Annotated in this window: 6 protein-coding genes and 1 pseudogene; 6 read left to right on the top strand and 1 reads right to left on the bottom strand. The window is 53.7% G+C overall.

What is annotated here, in order from left to right:
* Nucleotides 1-1,397 precede the first annotated feature (1,397 nt).
* Nucleotides 1,398-2,069 (top strand): response regulator transcription factor, encoded by a 672-nt coding sequence (locus RT613_RS22065; RefSeq protein ID WP_313618525.1) that lies wholly within the window; start codon nt 1,398-1,400, stop codon nt 2,067-2,069.
* Between the two features lie 41 nt (nt 2,070-2,110).
* On the opposite strand, the gene RT613_RS22070 is transcribed toward RT613_RS22065, so the two are convergent.
* A complete protein-coding gene (locus tag RT613_RS22070; RefSeq protein WP_313618526.1) occupies nt 2,111-3,595 on the bottom strand; it encodes an ATP-binding protein in 1,485 nt (494 codons plus the stop codon).
* Nucleotides 3,596-4,010: 415 nt separating this feature from the next.
* On the opposite strand from RT613_RS22070, the gene RT613_RS22075 reads away from it, so the two are divergent.
* From RT613_RS22075 to RT613_RS22095, 5 genes and pseudogenes are all read left to right on the top strand, one after another.
* Nucleotides 4,011-12,548, top strand: coding sequence for a peroxidase family protein (locus tag RT613_RS22075; RefSeq protein ID WP_313618527.1), 8,538 nt, complete (start codon nt 4,011-4,013; stop codon nt 12,546-12,548).
* 181 nt (nt 12,549-12,729) lie between these two features.
* On the top strand, nt 12,730-14,469 hold the full coding sequence (locus RT613_RS22080) for a type I secretion system permease/ATPase (protein WP_313618528.1): 1,740 nt from the start codon (nt 12,730-12,732) through the stop codon (nt 14,467-14,469).
* 46 nt (nt 14,470-14,515) lie between these two features.
* Entirely contained in the window at nt 14,516-16,855 is a 2,340-nt protein-coding gene (locus RT613_RS22085) for a calcium-binding protein (RefSeq protein ID WP_313618529.1), read from the top strand.
* Nucleotides 16,856-16,894: 39 nt separating this feature from the next.
* A complete protein-coding gene (locus tag RT613_RS22090; protein WP_313618530.1) occupies nt 16,895-18,199 on the top strand; it encodes an HlyD family type I secretion periplasmic adaptor subunit in 1,305 nt (434 codons plus the stop codon).
* A gap of 69 nt (nt 18,200-18,268) precedes the next feature.
* A pseudogene (locus tag RT613_RS22095) lies at nt 18,269-18,562 on the top strand (LysR substrate-binding domain-containing protein); the annotation flags it as partial.

Below are 18,562 nucleotides of genomic sequence, written 5' to 3' on the forward strand. Positions count from 1 at the left end.
AACTGTTTCTAAACAATAATTTCGAAAAACCATACAAAACACACAAAAATCAATCAACATCAGAAAATCAAAGGAATCGTCAGATCACGATTCCAGACCGCGAGCAGGAACAGAGTTGCGCAATTACGGGATTGGTCTCGCTGTTATTTGGCGTTGATCCATAATTCTGTTGTTCTCCGTAGGCAAATTGCGGTGATGTGGGAGGCTTTGCGCTTGCCCTCTCAGCCTCATCAGTCTGCAACTTTGCAGTTTCGCCGTCTGGCTTGACTGACCAACTCATCTGCTTTCCCGAATTTAAACGACTGGCCTAACCATGGAGGCGCCCTTATGGCTGCAACGCAGTCTTTGGCGGGCCAGGCAGTGATAGCAAGAGTTATCAACTCCCCATTGATTGACGGCTATCGTCCGCCGTCAGTCTGACCATGAGTACAGCGTGCTGCACAACCGGGGACGTTTACAGAGTTTGCTGGCCTGCATCGGTCTAGCTTAGCCTTTCGGCTATTGGGCCGTTCCTAAACCTTCTACTCGTGTCCAAGGGCGCGACGCGACAAGTTTTCGGTTAAATTCCAATGTCGCCCGACAGCAGGCGTTCGGCTCGCGCATGCGTGGCAACAGCCATGCCCCGCCGGTCAAAGAACGCGTATTGGGCATTCGCCCATTAAATTCTCCCCAATCTTCCATACATTTTTTTTGAAAAAAGTGACCGGATACTCGTTGAAGTCCAGTGTTGAGATTGCTGAACCGCGAAGTCAACACGATCCTCAATTCCTCTGTCCCTGTATCTACGTTGAAGAACCAAAAAAGGGCCATCAGCACCAGATGTGAAATTGGTTACAGAAGTTTGGTACAAACCGTGCCCTGTGATCTCGAGTATGCCACTCTCCTTTGAGGTCCCCTTCGGGATTTTTGCGAGGCGATCGGTGAAAAGCAAGCCGCAGATAGATCTACGTTCATAAGACGCCATGACGCTCGACTCGGTCACGCCACTGGCCACAGAAACACCCTCCATCAGCAACAGGCTACCCTCACCTCAGCATCTACAGCTGTATCCTGACACTAAATTGGCGGACGATAAAACAGTGAGACTGTCAGCAGGCATTGCTGCCGGCTCCCCAAGGGAAGCATAGCCGCATCCCTCAAGACCAGAAATTAATTCAGTTTCAATTGTAAAATTTCAGCATAAATTCCGACATTAAATATCAATGAAATATTTCATAACACCAGCAACATTGATGTCGCCGAAATAAATAGTAAAAAATTGCAATTAATGCTAAATGATTACATAACACTAATCATTTAGTGCCGGAAGATTGCGGAATATCTTCATTTATAGCGAGTTGTTTAGAGCGATTCTATTGTGTTAGCTTTTCAGCCCATGTAATTTTGAGGCTGGATCAATGTCGTCGCCTGGTAGTGTACCTGTATCCGTCGCGTTTGTTGACGATCACCCTATTCTTCTGGAAGGGCTCGTCAGCCTTTACTCGAACAAAAAAGATCTCAAGATCGTTGGACAGGGGCAGAACGCCGTAGACGCGATCAAAATTACCGAACAGCTTTCGCCTGACGTCATCGTCGTTGATCTCAGTATGCCTGGTGATTCAATGGCGGCTATAGAAGTCATTATCCAGACAATGCCGGACACCAAGGTCGTGATCTTCACCGCGACCGCCAGTATCGAAACCGCAGTTAAAGCTCTAAATTGCGGCGTCTCGGGTTATGTTCTCAAGGGCAGTAGTTCGACCGACCTTCACGATGCCATTGTCGCTGCGCACAATGGCGACACATATATGACGCCTGGCTTCGCCACGAAGGTGATCATATCGATGAAGGCGGCACAAACGAAACAAAAAGCACTGCAGCAAAAGCGCTTGAGCGTTCGTGAAGAACAGATCGTGTCGCACCTAATGAGGGGGCAGACAAACCGCGAAATTGCCAGAAGCCTCGATATCAGCGAAAAAACAGTCAAACACTACATGACGATCCTCATGCAGAAACTTGACGTTCGCAATCGTGTCGAGGCCGTTATTGCCGCACAGAAAATTGGCGAACCACGCGATCTCTTCAACTAAAGAAAAAATGGATTTGCCGTTGCTTCAAGCACCAGGCAATTCTAGATCATTCCGTGACCCTGCAGCTGGTTGATGGGCAAAACCGCCACAATAATTGTTCCTGAGGCTCGCCTGAATATCCGCATTCTGCCTCCAAAAGATCGTACACGCCGTTTTTGGCTCGTTAAGCCGAGCTTCACTCGTGCTGCTGCCTTCTGATCCGAACGGATGATACGCTGTCCTAGATCAGCCACAGTGATGATGAGCTTTTCCTCGTGAATTCGATATCGAACCCTTTGTCTGTTGTTTGCCGCATGCCGAAATGCATTCATCAAACCTTCCTGAATGAAGCGATAAACACAGACGTTCAGGTGAGGTTTGTATATTTCTTGCGGAATCAAGCCATCCAGTTCCACGGGAAATGCCGTAAGATCCTTGTACCTTGCAACGGCCAGCTTAATTGTTTCTCTCAAACTGAGGTCGTCGAGTTCAGGCAAAGAAAGACCGGCTGAAATTTTCCGGAGATCCGCAAGAACGCCTGAGACAAAACTTAATAGTTTTACGAGATCAGTATTCACCTTCGCACCGCTGACACGCTGCTCTGCAATCATATCGCTGAGGCGAAGACTGATAAGCGTCAGAACCTGCACCGGACCATCATGCAGATCGTTACCGATCTGATCGAGTATCTTCTCGTTCAGCTTGCCGGCTTCGAGCCTGGCGTAATCGGCCGCTTTCCTCAGTTTGTCGTTTTGCTCCCACAGATCCAAAGCATTCAGGAGGTTCGCCTCAATCGCACGCTTTTGGCGAACAATCAGCCGGCTAGCCGCCAATGCCATGAGATATAACAATCCGAGCATTGGCAAAGTGATACTTGCGACAATCAGGAATGTCCCGTTTCGAGCAGAGCGAAGTTCAGCGATGAGATAATTCGGTTCTTCGTAAAACTCGCCAACGAGAATGACCTTGCCATTCCGGTCACGAAGGAGGGGCGCATAGACTTCCAACAGCAGGCCGTCCTTTTCCTCGCCAGTGTAGATGTGCTTGTCGACCTCGGTACGAGAAACAACGATTTCACCAGACAAAGCCGACTTCAACTCATCGAAAATCGTTGGCTGATCGATTTTCTGATCGTTCGTCGCGTAATATATGCTGCCATCGGGCCGCCAAAGCTTGATCGCACGGACATGCTGACCGATAGGCCCCGTGCCGAGCAGATTCTGAAGACGTGAAACAAGTACCGGATCGATTGTATCGTCGGCGATATATTCTTCCCTGATGAGCGGAGATACAAAGGTTTCGAGATAGAGTGCTCCGACCCCTCCGGCACCGGCGAGCATGGCTCGTTCGACCCGATCGGCAGCCCACAACGTAAGACATGACATCAAAACAATCACGATCGGCGACACCAGGATCATGAATTGCGTCGAAAGATGCAGGCTCCGGAACCATTCCCCCAGACGTCTCAAGAATGAGATCCAATCGTCAGGCGAACCATTGTGCGATTTTGTTTTTTCACCAGTGTCTTCAAACGGCAAATCTTTCATGCTCCGACCTGCTTGTCTTCTATGCACAACCGCTTCGAATTCGCGCTCATCAGAGGCAGATGAGGATCTCGGATTTGATGTTCGACACGTCTCCAGCGCGAATATTTCATTCAATAATATAATTATTTCATAATCTTAACCTGAAATCCCGCACCTCGCAAGATCACACCAACTTTGGACTGAAAAACATCGGACCTTGGTCTGATGGTTCGAAGCGACCAAGAGACCAGAAAGAACTGGACTATGCGAAATGGTCCTAGGCGCGTGTTTCCTGCAACCTGTGACCATGAAGGCTGGGAGATCTCTGTCCACGCGAATGGGGGAGATTGTGATTGTGCCTGATGGCCGCTCGCAAACATTCGAAGCCTGCATCGTTGTAACGGCGTTTTAGCGCTCAAGCGCTTTGGAGGGTAAAATGGCTGCTTTCACACTTAATCAGGCTGACCTGGCATTTGTTCTTTTCCAGATCAAGGTTTCCGAAGTCCACGCCTCAGGCGTGCCGCTCACTGAAATCCGGCTCAACCCTGATGGGACTGTGATTTCCGATCGGACCCAGTATGATGCAGTTACCGGCGTCTATCTCGGCGACCCGGCAACGCCCCGTGCCATTCCTGACCCTCATGTGCCGGTTGGTGTCCGTACCGTCGATGGAAGCTACAACAATATCATAGCTGGGCGCGAACTTTGGGGAGCCGCCGATCAGGCCATGCCACGTGCGCTTGATCCGAATTTCCGCAACGATGCCGATGGCGACACGATGTCGCTTGGAGGTCCAGCCGTTGTGACCAATACCGACTATAGCGTTATCGGCGTGCCATCTGGAACGAATGGTGGCCACACAGGCAATGTTGCAGATGCCGATCCACGCATCATTTCGAACCTGATTTCGGATATGAGCATCAGCAATCCGGCCGCCGTGGCAGCGTGGTTCAACAATCCCCTGGCGGTTGCCGCATGGGAAGAGGCCAACCCCGGTATGGTACCTGTTGCGCCCGGAGAACCACTTGGCTTGAATGGTGTCTACCTCACCAATGCCGACCTTGCTTCAATTCCAAACATTGCTCCCGACGAAGGGCTCTCTGCCCCGTTCAATGCATGGATGACATTCTTTGGCCAGTTCTTTGATCATGGACTTGACCTTATCAGCAAGGGCAACAACGGCTCGGTCTTCATTCCGCTGCAGGCGGACGATCCACTGGTGCTCGGCGCCGACGGTATTGCCGGTACAGCCGACGATTTGCCACCCAGCCTGCGCTTTATGGTTATCACCAGAGCAGATCCTCTCGATGGGCCCGGTGCGGACGGCGTTTTGGGAACGGCCGATGACACGCATCACGAGGCCCGCAACACCACCACTCCCTTTGTTGACCAGAACCAGACCTACACCTCCCATCCGTCTCACCAAGTGTTCCTGCGCGAATACGCAACCATCGGAGGCGTGACTGTTTCGACGGGTCGCCTGCTCGATGGCCCTCCCCCAGTTGGCTCTCCTGCCGGAACACATGGTGGCCTTCCGACTTGGGCGGACATCAAGGCCAACGCCCTGCAATTCCTGGGCATCGAGTTGAGTGACGCTGACGTCGTAAATCTGCCGCTGATCCGCACCGACCAATACGGCAATTTCATCCCTGATCCTGTGACGGGGTATGCACAGGTGATAACTGGTATTGGCGCAGATGGGATTCCAAACACGGCTGACGATGACGTCGTCTCCGGCACCCCCGCAATCCCAGTCAATACCTTCACGTCGCTAGCGCTTCGTACTGGCCATGCCTTCCTGGACGACATCGCGCACAACGCAAACCCCTTCAACAGCCAGACTGGTGCATTGAAGACTGCCGACGCCGACAATGTAATCAACAGCGGGCCTCTTGCATCCGGTGTATATGACAACGAGTTGCTTGATCGACATTTCATCACGGGTGATGGACGTGGCAACGAAAATATCGGTCTGACTGCCGTCCATCATGTCTTCCATTCCGAGCATAATCGTCAGGTCGATTCGCAAAAGCTCACCATCCTGCAAAGCGGCGATGTCGCGTTCATCAACGAATGGCTGGCAACGGATATCGACAGTCTACCAGTCGGCTTCGAGAATCTTCCGGCGCTCGATCAACTCGCTTATGCGCAAGGCCTGAACTGGGACGGCGAACGCATGTTCCAGGCAGCCCGCTTCGCAACCGAGATGCAGTATCAGCACCTGGTATTCGAAGAGTTCGCTCGTAAGATCCAACCTGAAATCGATGCGTTTGTTTTCAATTCTGTCACCGATGTCGATCCGTCGATCTTCGCTGAATTTGCCCATACGGTATATCGCTTCGGGCACTCGATGCTGACGGACGGGATGCCGCGCGTTTTCCTGAACGCCGATGGCACGGAAACCCTGGCGACCGAGCCTGAACTTGGTCTGATAGAGGCCTTCCTCAATCCTGTGGCATTTGATCTCGACAGCACCATTACCGCTGATGAGGCTGCTGGTGCCATTGTTAGGGGCATGGTCGTCGAGCAGGGTAACGAAATTGACGAATTCATTGTCAGTTCTCTGCGCAACAATCTACTTGGTCTGCCTTTGGATCTTGGCGCGATCAACATAGCCCGTGGTCGCGACACGGGCGTGCCTTCACTCAACGACGCCCGGGCACAATTGTATGCGGCAAGCAGCTCCACCTTCCTGATACCCTATGACAACTGGGTTGATTTTGCCGCCAATCTGAAAAACTCGGCTTCGGTCATCAACTTCATTGCAGCCTATGGCACACATGCCACGATTACTGGCGAAACCACACTGGCCGGAAAGCGGGCAGCCGCAACAGCGCTTGTCATGGGCGGTGATGGCGCCCCGCTCGATCGTGTCGCCTATCTGACCAGCACCGGGACATGGGCAGGCGTGGAAACCGGCCTCAACCTGATTGATCTTTGGATCGGTGGCCTTGCTGAAAAGAAGATGCCCTTCGGTGGCATGCTCGGCTCGACATTCAATGCCATTTTCGAAATGCAGCTGGAAAACCTGCAGGACGGCGACAGGTTCTATTATCTGACCCGTACACAGGGCCAGAACTTCCTCAATATGCTGGAGCAGAACTCGTTCGCCAAGATGATCATGGCGAATACTGATATTGCCCAGCCCGGAGCTGACGGTATTAGAGGCACCGCAGACGACGTTATCGCCCGTCACCTCGGTGTCGACGTCTTCGCCAATTATGATTTCGTCCTTGAGATCAACAAGGCAAATCAGGTTGGCGAAGATCCTGTCGGGGACGACCCGATCATGGCGGCACTCGGGCTCGGCAAAGTCCAGCGCGATGACCTGTCCACTGCCGGCATCGACGAAAGTATCGCAGATACCAGCGCCGATCAAAGCGGTGCAACAGGCCACTATCTGCGCTTCACAGGTGGTGAACATATCGTGGTCGGTGGCACAATCGGTAACGATACCATCATTACCGATTTCGGTGACGATGGCATCTGGGGTGATGCAGGCGACGACCGGATCGAAAGCGGTGCGGGTGTAGACCTCGTCAATGGTGGTGCAGGCAACGACATCATCACTGACTCTGGTGATACTGGCGACTTCGTGAAGGGCGACGAAGGCGATGACGTGATCGCCAATTCCAATGGCATGGATATCCTGATGGGAGGATCAGGCAAGGACGTTGTGTTTGTCGGCGTCGACTCCTCGGAAGTATTCGGCGGCGAAGGCGATGACTTTATCCTTGGCGGTGACGGCGCGGATATGCTCATGGGCAACGAAGGCGACGACTGGATTGAAGCGGGCGGTGGTTTCGACACGACGGCTGGCGACAATTCCGAGCTGTTTTTCAACTCATCCATCCTCGGTCACGATGTCATGTTTGCGGGCAATGACGAACACGATTTCGACGCTGAATCTGGCGACGACATCATGGTCCAGGGCGAAAGCGTCATGCGCAATGAAGGCATGTTTGGTTTCGACTGGGCAATCTTCAAGGGCGTGGCAATGGACGCCTACGCTGACATGCGCACACCGATTTTCACGACAGAACAGCAGGATATCCTTCGAAACCGGTTCGACAAGACGGAAGCACTTTCCGGCTGGAACTACAATGACACGCTGCTTGGCGACGACAGGGTCTTTGGTGAAGTGGCACCCGGCGCTACGGTTGCCACGACTGAGGGCATCTTCTTCAAAGATGGGTTGTCCCAGGCAGGCGTCAATCGCATTGAGGGACTGCGTGAACTCCTCGGCGACCTGGTTGCAGCGGCTCCGACTGGGGTTGATCTTGAAACGATTACTGCCTTTGAGCGCGGCAATATTCTCCTTGGCGGTGCTGGAAGTGACTCACTTCGCGGCAATGGCGGAGACGACTTCCTTGATGGTGACGCGTGGCTCAATGTTCGTATTCGCATCACACCGGCTGGCGCAGAAAATCTGGGCAGCAATCAGATTGCTACAGTGGACAGCCTGAAACATGTCTTCACCGAAGATGAGAATCCGGCCTGGGCTGGCAAGTCACTCTTCGAGTTGATGATCTCCCGCACCATCGTGCCAAGCCAGCTGCACATCGTACGAGAAATTATATCTTCGGCGACCCCCTTGGCTGGTGAAGACACCGCAGAGTTCAATGATGTTCGTGCGAATTATACGATTGTCAGAAATGCAGATGGCAGCTTTACGGTCACCCATGACACTGTCAGCAATGTGGTGGATCCGGCGACAGGACGCAATCTCGTCTCGGACGGAGTGGATACATTGCGCAATATCGAAACCGCGCGGTTTGCCGACGGCGTCGAGGTTGCCCTTGTGAACAGGGCGGCGACTGGCGTGCCGGTCATCAGCGATACCTCACCCACTGAGACGCAGACATTGACGGCAAATACCTCCGGCATTGCCGATGCGAACGGTCTGGGAGCATTCAATTTCCAGTGGCAGACATCAGCCAACGGAACAACCTGGAGCAATGTCGGCACAAACTCTGCCAACTTTACGCCTCAGCCAGCGCAGGTTGGCCTGCAGGTACGCGTTGTTGTCAGCTTCGTTGACGGCTTTGGTACCGCCGAACAGGTCATTTCTGCTGCTACCGATGTAGTCGGTGACGTCATCAATGGCAGCAATCTGGGCACGACCATAACCGGCACGGCAGGTGCGGATATCATCACCGGGAACCGTGGCAATGACACCATCAACGCCTTGGGTGGTGACGACATCATCGTCTGGAATGCCGGTCTAACCGGGGTCCTGCCAGATGGTCGAGACATCGTGAACGGTGGTACTGAGGGACCTGACGGAGACACTTTCGTTGTCAACGGCTCAGTGTTTACGGAGACCTATCGCGTCTACACCCGCGCAGCAGCAGTCAGCGCAGGAATGACGGGAATTGCTGCGACAACGGAAATTGTCATCACTCGCAATGGCACCAACAACGCCTCGATTATCGCAGAACTGACCGAGATCGAGGAAATATTGATCAATACCGGTGCGGGTGCCGATACAGTCTTGGCAATCGGTGACTTTTCTCCAACCAATCTGAACTTCAACACAATCACCATCAATGGTGAAGCAGACGACGAGACTGTCGATATTTCGGGGTTGATGTCCGCACATCGTATCCTTTTCCGCAGCAATGGCGGCAACGATACGATTGTGGGAAGCTTGCGTCCACAGGACGTGATTGAACTTGCACCGGGCGAACAGCTCTCCAGCTACAGCTTGGTCGACAATGGCGACGGTACAAAGTCATTTTCAAATGGGACACATTCGATCACCTTCACGGGTGGTGTCGTGCCGCAGTTTCAGGAAACAACGCCAAGCGAGAGCGATGACAACATTTCCGGTGCCTTCGAATACACTCCGAGTGACCTCGCTGGCCTTAAAGCCCTCGTCAATGGCCTTTCACCCAATGGTGGCGATGATCCTGTTCCAACAGGTGTGCGCACCCTTTCCGGCCAGGGAAATAATGCTGCAGACCCCGACGCAGGTGCGGTGGATACACCCTTTATCCGCATAACCCAGTCACACTACGGGGAACCGGACGACTTTGGGAATTCCAAGATCAATCCGATCTTTGCCGGGCTCGATGCTCGCAACATCAGCAACATTCTCGGCGCACAGGAAGCAGACCTGCCGAAAGCCGATGCCAATATCTTCTTCATGGCGTTTGGGCAGTACTTCGACCACGGTCTGGATTTTCTTGGCAAAGGTGGAAATGGGACGATCCAGATCGGTGCCCCTGGCAACGGCGCACCCGGTTCAGGCAACCCGGCCGACCTGACACGTGCTACAGTCGCTTATTATGACGATGGCATTCCGCAGCACATCAACAAGACATCACCTTTCGTCGATCAGAACCAGGCTTACGGATCCAATGATCTGGTCGGACAGTTCTTGCGTGAGGGCGATGGATTAGGCGGCCTGGGGGCACATTTGCTCCAGGGCGGTGCGGACCCATCCAATCCCAACTTCAAACTGATGCCGACGTTGCGTGACCTGATCCTGCATCATTGGGACAATGATACGGTTTTCCAATCACCTACCCTCGCAGGTGGCCAGGCAAGCTTCCGCTCATATTTTCCGGGTCTAGTAACGGCGGGTGTCATTGACGAGATGATGGTCTCCGGACTTGCCTCTAACTTCATGGGCAGCACACACGCGCTGCTTCTCGACACCAACCCCTATATCAACCTGCTTGATCACTATGTGGCAGGCGATGGCCGGGCAAACGAGAACTTTGCGCTCACTTCAATGCACACCATCTGGGCCCGCAATCACAATTTCCATGTTGAAGGCCTCGAAGCGGCCGGTTTCGATGGAACTGCCGAGGAGCTTTTCCAGGCCGCCAAGATGATCAATGAAGCCGAATATCAGCGCGTTGTCTTTACCGAGTTTGCAGACAAGCTGATCGGCGGCATCAGAGGAGACGGCGATCATGGTTTCTCGGAATACAATCCGAACGCGACAGCCGCAATCAGCCATGAATTTGCCGCTTCCGTGTACCGGGTCGGCCACTCGCTGATCGCCCAGACCATGACCGTGCTTGACGCAGATGGGAACCCAACCCAGGTGGCATTGTTCGATGCCTTCCTGAATCCCACGAACGATCCAAGTGCCTTCAAACTACCGCTCAGCACGCTTGCGCAGTACGGATATGTACCGCAGGAAGGCTATGAGCAGATCGGCGTGAGTGCTATCCTCGGCGGCATTGCGACACAACCTGCCGAAGCCGTCGACTTCAACATGGTTGACGCCGTACGAAACGACCTCGTCCGTATCAACGCCGACCTGTTCGCCTTCAACGTTGCACGAGGCTGGGACGTCGGTCTTGGAACGCTCAACCAGGTTCGCATGGACCTCGCAGCATCCACTGACCCCTATGTCTCAGAGGCGCTGGGTTATGCAGGTGCGATGACGGCTTACACATCCTGGGAGGATTTCCAGAGCCGCAACGGGCTGTCTGACACAGTCACTGCTCAGTTCCGGCAGGCTTATCCAGACCTGGTTTTGGAAGCCAACGAAATTCCGGCTTTCCGTGCGATTAACCCTGACATCGACATAGCCATGCAACCCGATGGCACCGGTATTGTCAAAGGTATAGACCGTGTCGATCTTTGGGTCGGTGGACTTGCTGAAAAGCATATCAACGGCGGTATGGTCGGGCAGACATTCTGGGTCGTTCTGCATGAGCAGTTTGATCGCCTGCAGGAAGCTGACCGCTTCTATTACACCGAGCGCTTCGACGGCTTCGATCTCTACGAAAACTTCATAGACGGTCAGGAATTCGCCGACATCATTGCCCGCAATACAGGTTTGACGACACTCGGTGAAGATATTTTCTCACCGAGCGTCGAGGACAATGAGGAGGAAAACGACGACAACAACAACACCGATGATGAAGACGACAACGAAGAGGACAATGGCGACAACGACGGCAGCGATGACGATGGCGACGATAGCGACATCGAAGATGAGGACGAGCAAGACGACGAGGATAACAGTGATGATGAGGAAGGTGGCGACAACGACGATGACACCTCCTCAAATGACGACGACGATAACGAAGGCCCTGTCGTTACGATCCCGATCGCAGCCCTGACACTGATCGGCACCGTTGATGGCGAAGTACTCGCCGGACAAGGTGGCGACGATACGATACTCGCTGGGGGTGGTTCAGACATCCTTGCAGGCGATGATGGCTCTGACATCCTGAGAGGTGAAGACGGTGACGATGTGATCGTGGCTGCTGCGGGCAACGATGTTGCAAGCGGTGGGAACGGAGACGACGAACTGCACGGCGGCGCCGGCCATGATGTGCTGTTTGGCAATGGTGGAGCCGATCTCCTATTCGGAGATGCCGGTAACGACATCATCGAGGGTGGAACGGGCGATGATCAAGCTTGGGGTGGCGACGGCGACGACATCGTCCTTGCCACAGCCAACGATGGCAACGATCGGTACTGGGGCGACGCAGGCAATGATACACTTGACTACTCCGCTTCAACTGCAAACCTCACCGTTGATCTGGGCAATGGTCTGATGGGCCACGGCTCTGTCGTCGGCGCAACGACAGGTTACGACACGTTCTACGGCTTCGAGAACTTTGTTGGTGGCTCCGGTCACGATGTAATCACTGCCTCGAACGCTGTGAACGCTATGGATGGCGGTCTCGGCAATGACACTTTCCGCTTCACAACGACCAGTGCAGCCAATGGCGATACCATCTACGGCTTCCAACCTGGAGACAAGATCGACTTCTCCGCAATCGATGCCAATACGGAGGTTTCGGGCAAACAGACCTTCGCAATCAATAGTCCGGCAGCACTGACTGCAACCGGGGGAATTGCGATTACACATGAAGTTCGTGACGGGGAGGATTTTACAGTCATTCGTGGTCACACAGATGCGGATGGGAACGCCGACTTCGAACTCGCGGTCTCTGGCAAACACCATCTGACCAACAGTGACTTCTCCGGAGTCTCATGAACAAGCATGAGCGAACGGGGGAGTAAAACCAACCCCCGTTCGTTTCGGACTTCCAACGCCGGCGAGGATTGGCACCGGCGTTGCCATTGGACTGGGATGTGTTGGGTTTCAACTTTATCATTCGAGCACATCCCACGGACTTGACGCCGAATTACGGCAAAGCTTCCAAGGGGATTTTGAGATGACTGGCACCTGCAACAAAAAAGAATATCAAATCAATGGCATGGGTCGCCTGATGGCATTCGTATTCGGCCTGTCCGGCATCATCAACATTCTCGCCCTGACGGGCGCCTTCTATATGCTGCAGATCTATGACAGAGCGTTGACCAGCGGAAGTGTATCGACACTTGTCGCGTTATCGGGCCTTGCTATCGGCCTTTATCTTTTCCAGGGGTTGTTCGATATTCTGCGTTCACAGATCCTGGTCAGGCTTGGAGCGAGGCTGGATACACAACTCGCCCCTCTGGCCCACAAAGTCGTCATCGACATGCCACGTTATGGCTATTCGACGGCAGAAGCGACTGAGCGTGGTCGCGATGTCGACACGATCCGCGGTTTCCTGGCAAGCCCGGGCTTGATTGCGCTTTTCGATCTGCCTTGGATGCCAATCTACCTTGTGTTCGTTTGGTTGCTGCACCCAATGCTGGGCATGCTAACCGTCGGTGGGGCCGTGGTGCTGGGCCTATTGACGCTTTGCACGGAGCTGCTGACACGACGTCATGCCAAGGAGATGCTCAAATCGACTGTATTGCGAAATGCAGTCATCGATTCCAATGCTCGAAACAGCGACATCATGCATTCGATGGGCATTTCCGATCGTGCTGTCAGCCGGTTCGAGCGCGCCAACCGGCGTCACCTCGATACGCAAACGAGGACATCCGACATTTCCGGAACATTCTCGGGCCTGTCAAAGGTTCTGCGGATGATGTTGCAATCTGCAATTCTCGGTCTTGGCGCTTACCTCACAATCAACGGTGAACTGTCCGCTGGTTCTATCATCGCTTCTTCAATCGTGACTGCCCGTGCGCTTGCACCAGTTGATCAGGCAATCGCACAATGGAAGGGAATGGTATCGGCGCGGCGCAGTCATGCTCGACTGAAGGAAACCCTGGCAGTTCTCGATGACAAGACTGCACTCTTGAACCTGCCAGCACCCAAAGAGAGCCTTATCGTTGAAGGGATTACGACGGTTGCACCTCATAGCGGCGCCGTCCTTCTGAGTGATGTAAGTTTTGAACTCAAGGCCGGTCAGGCACTCGCGCTGATCGGTCCAAGCGGCGGAGGAAAGACGACACTTGCTCGGTCCATCCTCGGCATTTGGCCGACACTTCGCGGTTCAGTCCGAATTGATGGTGCAGATCTCAAGCAATGGCCATCAAGCTTCTTCAGTGAGCATGTCGGCTATCTGCCACAAGATGTCTGCTTGATGGACGGAACAATCGCCGAAAACATTTCACGTTTTGCAGAAACCCCGGAGGCACGCACGGTCGTTCAGGCGGCAAGAGCTGCAGGCATCCACGACATGATCGTTCGTTTGCCGAATGGCTACCAAACGGATCTTGGACCAAATGGCATGTCGCTTTCTGCCGGTCAACGCCAACGCATAGGGCTTGCACGCGCCTTGTATGGCAACCCGTTTCTTGTCGTGCTCGATGAACCGAACTCCAACCTGGATGCGGAAGGGGAAGAGGCACTGATGAAAGCGATTGCTGCTGTGCGGTGTCGCAATGGGATCGTTGTGGTTGTCGCCCACCGCCCAAGCGCTCTGCAATCTGCGGACATGGTCGGCGTTGTCCAGGCCGGCAAGCTCGTGGCTTTCGGTCCAAAGGAAGAAATCGTGAAAGGCCCGCAACCGCAGCTGCTTCGCTCGGAACACACACGCGTTCATGCACCATCCGGCAACGCTTCGGCAGCAGAATAGATTTGTTCCTTTGCACCGCTGAGAGGCAAGAGGAGGAGAGCAGACAATGGAAGATAAACTTGTTCTTGGACTGCCCGATGTGGCAGCCTCCATAGCTCCAAAAAACCGCTTTGAAATTCATGACAAACCGGCCCCGCGTTACTGGAGCATTTTGAATCCGGCTGTCGCATTTGCTGCTATAGGCTCATTGTTTGGCAAGCTGCACTCCGAAACGCAGGTCAACGAACAGACTGCTCCTTATAAACCACTGATGCAAAACCCGGTGGCTGAAACGTCAGCGCGTTTGAACGATGCTTCGACGAATATCGATATTATTGAGGAAGTCGCCGCATATCTCCGTCAGATGGCTGAAGAGGCCGGCAATGCCGAACGCAAGGTGCGTTTTTTCGCTGATAGCACTTCGATGCCAAGCTCTTTCCGCGCAAGGGTTGATCTGAACGTCGAAAACCAAACCTTCCGTTCGTTCCTGCAATCCCGGCCCGCAAACGACAACCATCAAATCATCGGATATTTTGACCCGCTCACCCCACTCGGCGCGCTCGACTACGAAACACCGGTCAACTGGCATCAGAACACAGGCGCCAGCGAACCCAATAATCCACACACATATCAGGATGACAATGCCAAAGGCGTCGACGAGCCAGTCACCGGTGGCGGCACGCCGCCGGTGGGGAATACACGTCAGAACAGATTGCCGGTGGTGGCGGGCCGGGTGCTTCTCGGCAGTGGCTTGATGAACCTTTCAGCACTCATCCTACTCGACAATCTGGCGTCAGCAGCAACCGACCCGGATGGCGATGCACTATCAATTCAAAACATACGCGTCTCTTCCGGCGTCGTGCAAAGCTACAGCGAAGGTATTTGGCTGTACACACCAGACCGCGGCTACGTAGGTGAAGTGACCTTTACCTACGGCATCAGCGACGGCTTTGGATCTGTGCTGGGAACAGCACTGTTGACCCTGCTAAAAGCAGAGCCGCACGCGGTCGAAGGCACCGATAATGATGACATCCTGTTGGGTACACCCGAGGAAGACGTGATAGCTGCGTTCGACGGACACGACATTGTCTACGGGCGCGAAGGCAACGACGTCATTTTTGGTGGCAATGGCGATGACACGCTGATCGGGGGCAGTGGAAACGATACGATCTACGGCGAGGGTGGCAACGACCGAATTTTCGGTGGCGAGGGTGACGACGTCATTTTTGGTGGTTCCGGAAACGATGCGATTTATGGCGAAGAAGGTGACGACATTTTGGCCGGCGGTGACGGTGATGACATTGTCAGTGGTGGATCCGGCAATGACCATATGTTCGGAGACACAGGCGACGACAGGCTTTCCGGCGATGCCGGGGATGACCTGCTCGACGGTGGTGACGGCAATGACTTGTTGTCAGGCGGTCTCGGCAACGACGCGATAATTGCAGGAGGCGGCGACGACACCGTCGTCATCGGCCCTTGCCCCGGGGAGGCGCAAGCACCGGCACAACTGCCCGCTACCAGCGATGGTAACGACACATATTCTGGCGGTGACGGCTTCGACACGTATGATGCGTCCTCGGCTTCCGAAGCAGTGGTCATTGATCTTGCCACCGGGACTGCATCGGGTTCGCAGATCGGAACAGACCAGATCGTCGGGTTCGAAGCAGCGATTGGCGGAACTGGAAACGACACGATGACCGGCGATGACAGGGATAATCTGCTGATCGGGGGAGCAGGTGATGATCGCCTTACCGCAGGCCGCGGTAGTGATATCGTCTTTGGTGGTGCAGGCGATGACACTGTGGTCGTCCTCTACACAAACGACGCATCAAGCGATGGCGATGATCAATATTCCGGCGGTGAAGGGATCGATACCTACGACGCGTCTGCGACAATCAAGGCAGTCATCATTGACCTCGAAAGTGGCACCGCGACGGGAGTCGAGTTAGGGACGGATCAACTGGAGGGTTTTGAAGTCGCAATTGGCGGACTCGGTGACGACGTTCTGGTTGCCAATTCAGACATCAATTTTTTGACGGGTGGCGCGGGCAACGACGTCTTCATTTTCCGTTCGGTGGAATCGATGTCCAATAACGGGCAAGGAACCGACAAGATACTGGACTTCCGGATCGGTGATCGGATTGATCTTTCCGATCTCGCAGATGAGATCGGCGGGCTGATGTTCGACCGCATCATGGGCGAGATCGACGACCAGCAGGATGTGCGACGTATTCGTCTCTACAGCGAATTTGCAGATGGCGAGACAGCCATTGTTCGTGCCGTCATCGATTTAGCCGATGAACAGGACGATCTCGAATTGCTGATCTATAGCCATCACACATTGACTGAAGATGATTTCATTCTTGCGGCCCGTGATGAGGACGCAGGATTGGCACGGGCGTAACAAAAAAAGGCGCAAAGCCATATCGGGGAGTGTGCTGAGATGAAGTATGAAAACAAAAGCAATCAGGTGCAATCAGAAGCACTATCGTTCGGCATCGCGCCACGCGTCATCGTTTCAGGCGTTCTGGCAGCATTCCTGGTGCTTGGTGTCGGCGGTTGGGCGGTCAAGGCAAAACTCGCTGGTGCGGTTGTCGCACAAGGGCAACTTGTCGTTCCTACGCAGGTGAAGACCATACAGCACCGTGATGGTGGCATTGTTGCAGACATTCCTGTTGCCAATGGAGATGCTGTAAAGGCGGGTGATGTGCTTCTCCGCTTTGACGAGACACAGACCCGTGTTGAGCTAACGATCATCCGAAGCCAGCTATCCCAACTGAAAGCGATGAAAAATCGCCTTGAGGCCGAACGTGATGGCCAAGACACAGTTGTCTTCTCTGACAGTTCGATCGTACCTGAACTGGCACGCAACGAAACCAAGCTGTTTCAGGAAAACCGCCGAATGATCCATAATCAGAAACAACAGCTGGAAATGCAAATCTCGCAGCTTGAAGACCAGATTGACGGTCTGGCTTCGCAGAGTAAAGCCAACGACGCAGAAAAGAAGATCATTACGGAAGAAATCAGCGTTAGCGAGAGATTGGCAAAAGGCGGACTGATCAAACTGTCGGAATTCCGCGACCTTCAGAAGCAGTTGGCCCGCATTGATGGCACCACTGGAGAAGTTGCCGCCCGTGTTGCCGAGGCTGAAGGAGAGATCAGCGAATTGCGTATCAAACTTCTCTCTATCGACCAGACGACGCGCTCTGAAACGCAAAAAGAGATTGTCTCGATCGAATCCAAGCTTGCCGAATTGGGAGAGCGAGAGATCGCAGCACATGACCGACTGTCGCGAATGGAGGTCCGTGCGCCTGTTGATGGCTTTGTCTATGACCTGCAAATCCATACCATAAGCGGCGTTATAGGAGCCGGAGCGACTATCATGTCCTTGGTTCCTAAAACTGACGACATGAAGGTCGAATTCCGGGTTCCTCCAGCAGATGTTGATCGCGTCACACCTGGACAGGCTGCCAGGATGCGGTTGACCGCGTTTAACAGTGCAACCACTCCGGAAGTCTTCGGGATCGTCGAGTTCGTCGCAGCTGCAACCGTGCTGGATAAGACGACTGGTCAACCATACTATTTGGCAACGGTCGACATGATTGACCAACAGGAGGTCATAAGAGATTTAAAACTCATGCCGGGTATGCCAATTGAGGTTTTCGTCCACACGGCTGAGCGTTCGGCTTGGTCCTACCTGACGAAACCATTTACAGACCAGGTCATGAAAGCCTTTCGCGAGGACTAGTTTATGTCCCCTGATCACCTGCAATTGTGAAAAAGTGTATCTTCATTGATCGGCACGAACTGGCAGGTGATTTTTTGCCGCTCGGGAACTCTCCAGGATTCGTCTCTCAAGGCCCGTAAACTCCTTGAAGTACCGCGTGTCATCGTTGCGTCACCAGCCTATATTGCGAAACACGGCACGCCCGAAACACCGCAGGATCTCGCCCATCACAATTGCCTGAATTTCAACTTCAGCCGCAACCTGAATGAGTGGCCATTTAGAGATCCTGGCTCCGATACAATTTACCGTGTTTCTGCTTTTTGGCAATTCAGGTGTGAACAGTGGATTGGCGATGCGCAGGTTATGTCTTGAGGGTTTAGGCTT

Source organism: Agrobacterium sp. (genome assembly GCF_032092815.1).
Classification (GTDB): domain Bacteria; phylum Pseudomonadota; class Alphaproteobacteria; order Rhizobiales; family Rhizobiaceae; genus Agrobacterium.